The sequence below is a fragment of the Pseudomonas sp. GM74 genome (genome assembly GCF_000282455.1).
Taxonomy (GTDB): domain Bacteria; phylum Pseudomonadota; class Gammaproteobacteria; order Pseudomonadales; family Pseudomonadaceae; genus Aquipseudomonas.
In genome coordinates this window covers 1-8226 of sequence record NZ_AKJG01000125.1, presented here as the reverse complement: position 1 = coordinate 8226, position 8226 = coordinate 1, and the positions used below count along the sequence as shown (strand labels likewise).

Below are 8226 nucleotides of genomic sequence, written 5' to 3'. Positions count from 1 at the left end.
TTGCTGCGCCATTGATGGTCCAGGTCGCCGTGGCATCGTGATCGATGTCGGCCGAGCTGAACTGGCCATTCACGCTGAGCGTAGTGTCTTCCTGCACCGCGCCGGCCTCGTTGCCCGTCGCGAAACTGAGCACGGGCGCGTCGTTGCTGCCGGTAATGGTGATCGTCACGGCCTTGGTCACTGTCGCCCCGAAGTCATCGGTCAGCGTCACAGTGAACACTTCGGTCTTGGTCTGGCCCTCGGCCAGGTACTGCGCCGCGCTGTTGTTCAGCGTATAGGTCCAGCCCACGCTGCCCGCCGCGTCGCCGGTGCTCTCGTCGCTGACATTGGCCACCAGCGTACCCAGTGCACCGGATGGCGCACTCACGCTGGCCACATGGGCGTCATCGGCCAGGTCCACGTCACCGAAGGCGAAACTGCCGCTGGCCATTGTGGTGCCGTCTTCGGTCACCGCACCGCTTTCGATTTCTGCCGCCGTCACTGTTGGCCCGTCATTGGTGCCGGTGATCGTGATGGTCACATTCTGCGTTACCGACGCCCCCTGGCCATCGCTGATGGTGACCAGGTAAATTTCGGTTACTGTCTGTCCCTGGGCCAGGTACTGCGCCGCCGCATTGCTCAGGTTGTACGTCCATTGCACCGAACCGTCGGCCGCATTCGCGGCTTCGCTTACCGGCGAGAGCACGAATGTACCAAGATAAGTAGTGTTGCCCCCCGCCGGCGCGAACGTCGCAATGTGCGTGTCACTCAGGTCGATGTCGTTGAAGGCAATCGTGCCGCTGGCCGTCAGCGAGTCGGTCGTACTCGCAGTGGTGGCGGCATCTTCGGTCACCGTGCCGGTCTGCGCGCCGAGGCTGACCGTCACACCATCATTCGCGCCCGAAAACTGCACTGTCGCGGTGGCCCAACTGAGCGTTCCGTTGCCGAGGCGCATCGCATAGGTAAAGCTGTCCGTCAGGAACTCGCCAGCAGAAAGCGCCTGGAGCTGTGCCTTGAAAGCAGTGGTGAAAGTGGCGGCGTCGTAGCCGACCTTGCCGTCCGAGGTGATCCAGATCTTTGCACCATTCAAACTGGTGTCAGAACTCGTCGCCTCAGCCCTCGCCGTATCCTGGGTCAGGAGGTCGGCCGGAGCATAAGTCTTGGTGGCAGTAGAAAAACTGTCCGCGTTGTCGAGTGACCAGAGTGTCTTCGCGTTACCGCCGAGGTCATTGGACATGACGTCCCAAAACACGACCCCCAACAGATTATCAGTGGTGGTGAAGACGTCATCCTTCGCCTGCGGCGTGTTGGAAAACGAGGTAACGGTCCCGCCGCTGGTAGTTGTAGTGCTAGCCATGTCTTTCTCCCTAGAATGTCACCCTGAGAAAAAACCGCTGTGGGCCGCTAACAGCCACAATCCGATTCTTCCCCCACCCACGAACACATCACTCCACCGGTACCAGCCGGCTGGCCAGTAGCTTCACGCCCACCCCGGCCCTGCCGCCCTGCGGTTCAATGCGCACGATTTGTCCTTGCGCCTTGAACTTCATGGGGCCGCCGGGAGTGTCGAGTTCGATCTCGAAGTCAATCAAGCTACCCACCTGCTGCTCGCTATCGGTTTCGAAATACAAACCGGAGGCGCTGATGTCACGGACGACACCGCTACCCCCGCCGATCAGTTGCAGCGACAGGGTGACTTGTTCACGGGGCTCAATTCGGTGTGTGTCTTTCATGGCTGCAGTCTAAAAACGGCCTCTGTTATTTACATGAGCGCGCTATCCCTTTTTTCTGGGAGTCAATCACCCGGAAAAACAGTGTTTTACGGGACAAATGTCATGGGAGGGTGTGCCTGAAGCGCTATAGAAAAAAGCCAGGGGCTGCAACGATTGCTATCATGATCAGCTAACACAACCCGCCTAAAGAGGCAGCGAGCCGCATGCCAATTCAAGTCCTGTTAGTCGCTCTACCGCTCATGGCCTGGGGCCTTGAGCGTCTGGTGGAAAGCGCTCAACCGAGGTTGAAGCTGGCGGGATCGACGGCGTCGGTGGCGCAATACCTGCTTTCGCTGCACCAATACACACCAGATGTGGTGGTATTGGACCTGGACAGCGACGACTGTATCGAGTCGCTGGCCGAGCTGCACAGCCGGACCAAGGCCAAGATTCTGGTAGTGACAGGGTCGAGTGACTTGGCACTGCATGACAGTGCGGTGCTGGCGGGCGCACGTGGCGTGGTGGATAAGCGGGAGTCGGCATCCGCCTCAACATTGCTCAAGGCCATAGAAAAAGTGCATGAAGGCGAACTCTGGATCGACCGAAATGCGACCAGCCGTATCTTCCTTGAACTGGCGCGAAAGAAAGTCGAGCGCGATATTGACCCGGAGCAACACAAAATCGCCAAGCTGACGCGCCGCGAACAGCAAACCATTGCATCGCTGGCCAGCGACCCCTCAGCCCCTGGCAAGCTGGTGGCCGAGAAACTGCACATCAGCGAGCACACGCTGCGCAACCATTTGACATCGATCTATAGCAAGTTGGGCCTGACGAACCGCGTAGATCTATACGCCTACGCACACAAGCATGGGCTTTCCACAGGCGACTGAGGGCTGCGGCAACACGACCGATCTACCCCACCCTTCTCCTGCATTGGGCCACCGTGGGAGGCACCACTTCATTCCGGGACCAAACACCTGGCTGTTCGAGGCTACCTCCGGCAGTTGCGGGTGCGAGCCACATTTGAGTCAACCTCTCATCATCCGCATTGGGTTGAATCCACAGCCGAAAGCGGACGTTCCCAGGCACCTGCGAAGTTATGGCGATTTAGTCTTGGTCCGTGGGAAATCAGTGCTCGCCATTAATCTTTCGTGAACATACTCCTCAAATTGTTCGGCTGGCAGTGGCGGGGAAAACAGGAAGCCCTGGTAGATATGGCAGCCATGCTTGACCAGAAAGGTGCGCTGAGCTTCTGTCTCCACACCTTCTGCAATCACCGAAAGCCCCAATATCTGGCTCAGGCTCACAATCGCGCAGGCGATGGCGGCGTCGTTGGGATCAACCAGCACATCTCTGATGAAGGACTGGTCGATCTTGAGTTGATCCAGTGGAAGGCTCTTCAGGTATGACAATGACGAGTAGCCGGTTCCGAAATCATCCAGCGAAAGGCCTATGCCGATCTCTTTCAACTCGATCATTTTGGCGACAGTACCTTCCATATCCTCTATCAGCAGGCCTTCGGTCAGTTCCAGTTTCAATTTCTTCGGATCGGCCCCCGTGTATCTCAGTACTTGCAGTACCTCCTCGACGAAGTCCGGATGGTGAAACTGGCGGGCGCTGACATTCACAGCCATACCCAGTCGGGCGGTTTCCGAATGCTTTGCCCAGGCAACCAGCTGAGTGCAGGCTGCCAGCAGCGCCCAACGGCCTAACGGCAGAATCAACCCCGTTTCCTCTGCCAATGGAATGAACTCGCCTGGAAACACGATTCCGCGCTCAGGATTCTGCCATCTCATCAGTGCCTCTGCGCCAATGATACGGCCCTCACTATTCACCTGCGGCTGGTAATAAAGAAAGAATTCGTTGTCCTGCAAGCCTTGGCGCAAGTCTACTTCCAGTCTGGCGCGTGCCGTGGCAACCGCCTGCATTTCCGGATCGAAGAAGCGCATGGTATTGCGGCCCGCCGCCTTGGCGCGATACATCGCCAGGTCAGCGCGCTTCATAATATCGTCCGCTGTGCTCAGCTGCCCCTGGAACAGCGCAATGCCGAGGCTGGGGGTGCTGTGGTGCTCATATCCATCCAACTGGTAGGAAATGTTCAGAGATTTGAGAATCTTTTCGCCAATAGCCTTGGCCTGGATAGCTGCTTCTGGAGGATTCTCATTAAGGCCATCGAGCAGGACGACGAATTCGTCTCCGCCCAGGCGAGCCACGGTGTCGCTCTCGCGTATGCAGCCGCAAAGGCGCAGAGCAACTTGCTGCAGCAACATGTCGCCTCTGTCATGCCCCAGCGTGTCGTTCAGTGCCTTGAAGTTATCCAGGTCAATGAGAATTATCCCGCTCGTATGCAGGGTACGGGAGCTGCCCGCCAGCAGATGCTGTAACCGGTCCAACATGAGCCGCCTGTTGGCCAGCCCGGTCAACTGATCGTAGAAGGCCAAACGCTGGACCTCTTGCTCAGCGGTCTTACGGTGGGTGATGTCAGTATTGATCGACAGAACGGATTGCGGCTGGCCATCATCGTCTCGCACCAGGGTTCGATGACTTTCGAGCGTGATGGTGCAGCCATCCCGGCGTCGAAGTGTAACTTCGTCCGCCCAGTCACCCGTTTCTATCAGGCTGTTAGTGGCCGCATTGAAAGCGGCGCTACCCTGGTAGATCAACTCCTGTGCCGATTTGCCGAGTGCCTCTTCCTTTGACAGACCGTAGAGACGCTCGGCACTTTTGTTCCAGTACAGGATGCGGTTATCCATCCCGTGAACGACAATGGCGTCCTGGGCCTTGTCCAGCAGCGATGCTTGCTGGCGGGCCTGCTTCTCGCTTTCGCGCAGCACTGCCAGATAACCCTCCCTTTCAGCTGCTTGCGACTCCATTTCGCGCCTGATCTTGCCTCCGTAGATCATGGCCGCACTGACCATCAGTAGCACGAACACCATGATCGCGTATTCGACCCGGCGCAGTTCTTCGACCGACTCAAGCTCCTCCTCCAGGAGCTTGCTTTGAATCAGGCCAACGCGATCCCGCACGGTACTGAGTGAGGCGAGCAACAGGGCAAACTTCCTGTCCATCGTTGCCATGCGTTTGCCGGCATTATCCGACTGCCCCTCCCTGAAGTAGGAAAAGATCAGCAAGGCCTCGTTCACCATTTCGACCATCGCGGCATCAACTGCACCCACCTCATCCTTCAATGCAAGGGTAAAGGCTTGTATATCTGCACTGTGTTCAGCCTCATTGGCGATCCGTACTTCCAACTGTTTTTTGGCCATTGCCAAATGCTCGTTGAAGGCGCGCAAGGCTTCATCCATGTTCCGCGATTCGGCTTCAACATCATGTGTATCGAACACATTATTGCCCGGCGCATTGACTGTGGAAGCCAGGCTGCCCAGCGTTGAATAGCTCGACAGCTGTTGGACCCACGACTGGTTTGCCTTGATGGAGCGGTGATAGGTATCGACGATCAGGTGATTCAATAGCACGCTCAGCACAACAACCAGCACGTCGAATCCCGCAAGAAAAAAGTACATGCGGTGCCATTTGGTCGAGCGCGGCTTATCTGAACAGGTGGGTATGGCTTGCTTTGCCGCGCTTTTATTCCTGAAAAAATCCATTTCACAATCTCCAAACATAATCCTTCTAAAATGACCAAAAGAAGCGGTATTCGGAAACCAATTAACCTTTTGTGCCGACACCTGAACCTGAGAACACACCGCACGTAGCATTGACCAAATTTTTTCTCTGCTCTGGATTCACGCTGGTTTTCGTGAGCGAAGCTCCCGAGACAAGCAATCGCTACCAAAGCTATACGTCTTGCGTGTCACGCCAACCAACTATTCGACACTAAGCAATGCATTTGGCGATGCTAATTTCATGGTGAAATTTTTTACTCTCGGAAGCAGTCTCTTAACATTTCGGCGATAAAACGGAATCATATTCATTTGCTGTGTTTGACATCATCGTTTCAGGTAACGAGGCTCCTCGCTCTCCATTGTAGAACTGAACGTCGGCAATCACTTTTGCCAGATGCTCTGTTCCTTTCAATTTCCTCAGCCTCGTTTTGCGTCTCTGGCGAGCGTGCAGACCTTGGCCAGCATGTCTGGGGTGAGCATATCCCCGTTTTCGCAGTGCCCAGCCGCACCGTAGCGAAAGTCGATTCGATCCTGAGTGATCCCGACAGATCCAGTCCAAACCCTGCGCCTGCAGGTGCAGGGTTTGCTCCATGTCTTCCCGAGTGTCGTTGCGGATTTGCGCCCCTGAACTGGATGCTTCACGCACAATAGTCGGGTGACATAGGGCACGTTGCGGGTCATTTCCGCGCAGCCTGCCGGACTGCTTGATCAGTTTCGACAACAGACCAAGCATAGCTACTAATTTGCCATTATTCTGTTCGCCGACTGCTCCAGGTCGGTAGCGACTCTTGATGGTCGGCAGCTTCCGATTGCCAGAAGCGGACGTCGAGCCGCAAACCTCAAATGGACCGCACACTGACCTCGTTAGCTATTTAAGCAACGCCCCCTAGAACTTTTTCCTGTTTATCGGTCTATGTGGATAGGCACATCCACTCGCCAGGCGCGAACCCGCAGGCTCCCCCGAAGCCGGATGGCCACACGTCCAGAAATCAATCAGAGGTTGTCTTCGCTCATGAAATTCCATGACCCACGGATGGTGCTCTTCGGCCTGTTCGCGTTCGCGGCAGTGGGCTCGGCATCAGCCACACAGATGAAGACCTCAACCCCTGTTTTGGCACCTGAAGTCGCGGTCGTTCAGGTTCCGGTCCAGGCTGCCGTCAACCCTTGGCCGACCTTGGCCAGTATGGCCGACAAGCAGCCAGGGCCGTTGCTTGCCCATGACGACCGATACTGGCATGACGGCCGTTGGCACTCTCGTAGAGACGATTGGCGCCGTGATGACTGGCGTAGAGATAACTGGCGCCGAGAGCAAGCCCGCCGCGAAGCAGAACGCCATCGTTATTGGGAGCGTCACCAGGATCGGGCCATGCGGTACCGCTACGAGGACGATCGCCGCTACTATCGTCGCTAGCGCGACGCCCCGCAGGTTAAAAACGTCGACGAGATACGGGCGCCTCGCTTTCGCCCTCCTCGTCGGCGTTGAAGGCAATATGCCCCCCCCCACCTCCAAGTGCCGATGACACCGAAATCAGCCAACCCATGTGAATGCCCATGAAGCATGGCTTTAATGTTATGTTATAACTTATACTAACATACACTGTCAGTCGCCACTGGCAGAGCCATCCACTCCCTGCTTGCGGCATTCGATGACAACGTCTAATCACCTCCCCCCCATCACAAGCTTGAACCAACGCCTGCTGTCCATTGACGCCCTGAGGGGATTGGTAATCCTCTTTATGCTATTGGATCACGTGCGCGAAACGTTCTTTTTGCACCGTCAGGTAGCAGACCCGATGGACATCGAATCCACTGAGCCGGCGCTATTTTTCAGCCGCACACTAGCCCATTTGTGTGCGCCGGTTTTCATACTGCTCACCGGACTTTCCGCTTACCTGTATGGCCAAAAGCATCAGGGTAAGGGCGATGTGTCAGCCTTTTTGTTCAAGCGCGGTCTGTTCCTGGTACTGCTGGAGTTCACCCTGGTAAATTTCGCCTGGACTTTTCAGTTGCCGCCAACGGTCATTTACATGCAAGTGATCTGGGCCATCGGCATCTGCATGATTGCCCTGGCCGGACTGGTCTGGTTACCCAGGCCCATGCTGTGCTGCCTGGGCCTGGTGATCGTGGCCGGGCACAACCTGCTGGATAATGTGCACTTCGCAACAGGCTCGCCCATGCACATACCCTGGGCGATTCTGCATGATCGTGGCTGGATCGATTTCTCCGACGGCCTGAGTCTGCGCACCTCGTATCCTGTACTGCCGTGGATCGGTTTGATCGCCCTTGGGTACAGCATCGGCCCCTGGTTTGCCGGCCAGGTTTTGGCCGCGCAGCGTCAACGTACTCTGCTGCTTGCAGGGGCCGGGACATTGATCGGATTTGTCGCACTGCGAGCAGTCAATGGTTATGGCGAGGCGCATTGGGTCGCCCATGAAGGCCTCACGCAAACCCTCATGAGCTTCTTCAACATTACAAAATACCCACCTTCCCTGCTGTTCCTTTCGCTGACGCTGGGTATGGGCCTGTTACTGCTTCGTGCCCTGGAACGGGCCCGACAACGCAAGTGGGTCAATGCATTGGCAGTCTTTGGCGCGGCGCCGATGTTCTTCTACTTGCTCCACCTTTACGTACTCAAGGCGCTGTATCTGGTCAGCGTGGCGTTGTTCGGATTGAACCAGGGAGTTTTTTTCGGTTTCGACAGCATTTGGGCTGTGTGGCTGACGGCGGTACTCCTGGCTTTATCCCTGTATTTACCCGTGCGCTGGTTCGCGGCATTGAAGGCACGCCGTCGCGATATCGGATGGCTCAAATACTTCTGATCAGGACATTTGCTCAATAAAGGGGCACCTGGAGAGCCTGATCGGTAATGCGATCCGTAGCAGCTGCCGAGGCTGCGTTCGGCTGCATGG

The 8226-nt window shown here is 56.5% G+C and carries 6 protein-coding genes; 3 read left to right on the top strand and 3 right to left on the bottom strand.

Features of this window, described 5'->3' with window-relative positions:
* Both PMI34_RS27730 and PMI34_RS05000 read right to left on the bottom strand, forming a co-directional pair.
* Positions 1-1336: VCBS domain-containing protein (locus PMI34_RS27730; protein WP_008052938.1), on the bottom strand; the 1336-nt coding region annotated here is incomplete at its 3' end.
* A gap of 88 nt (positions 1337-1424) precedes the next feature.
* Positions 1425-1712 carry a PilZ domain-containing protein gene (locus PMI34_RS05000; protein ID WP_008052937.1) on the bottom strand — a complete coding sequence of 96 codons (288 nt, stop codon included), beginning with the start codon at positions 1710-1712 and terminating at the stop codon, positions 1425-1427.
* Positions 1713-1975: 263 nt separating this feature from the next.
* Here PMI34_RS05000 and PMI34_RS05005 point away from each other — a divergent pair, with 263 nt between their 5' ends.
* Positions 1976-2581, top strand: coding sequence for a LuxR C-terminal-related transcriptional regulator (locus PMI34_RS05005; RefSeq protein WP_238538816.1), 606 nt, complete (start codon positions 1976-1978; stop codon positions 2579-2581).
* Between the two features lie 207 nt (positions 2582-2788).
* Here the strand turns inward: PMI34_RS05005 and PMI34_RS05010 are convergent, their stop codons facing one another.
* Entirely contained in the window at positions 2789-5299 is a 2511-nt protein-coding gene (locus PMI34_RS05010) for a putative bifunctional diguanylate cyclase/phosphodiesterase (protein WP_008052935.1), read from the bottom strand.
* A gap of 1030 nt (positions 5300-6329) precedes the next feature.
* On the opposite strand from PMI34_RS05010, the gene PMI34_RS28420 reads away from it, so the two are divergent.
* Positions 6330-6728 carry a hypothetical protein gene (locus tag PMI34_RS28420; RefSeq protein WP_081498111.1) on the top strand — a complete coding sequence of 133 codons (399 nt, stop codon included), beginning with the start codon at positions 6330-6332 and terminating at the stop codon, positions 6726-6728.
* Between the two features lie 235 nt (positions 6729-6963).
* On the top strand, positions 6964-8136 hold the full coding sequence (locus PMI34_RS05015; RefSeq protein WP_008052934.1) for a DUF1624 domain-containing protein: 1173 nt from the start codon (positions 6964-6966) through the stop codon (positions 8134-8136).
* Positions 8137-8226 lie beyond the last annotated feature (90 nt).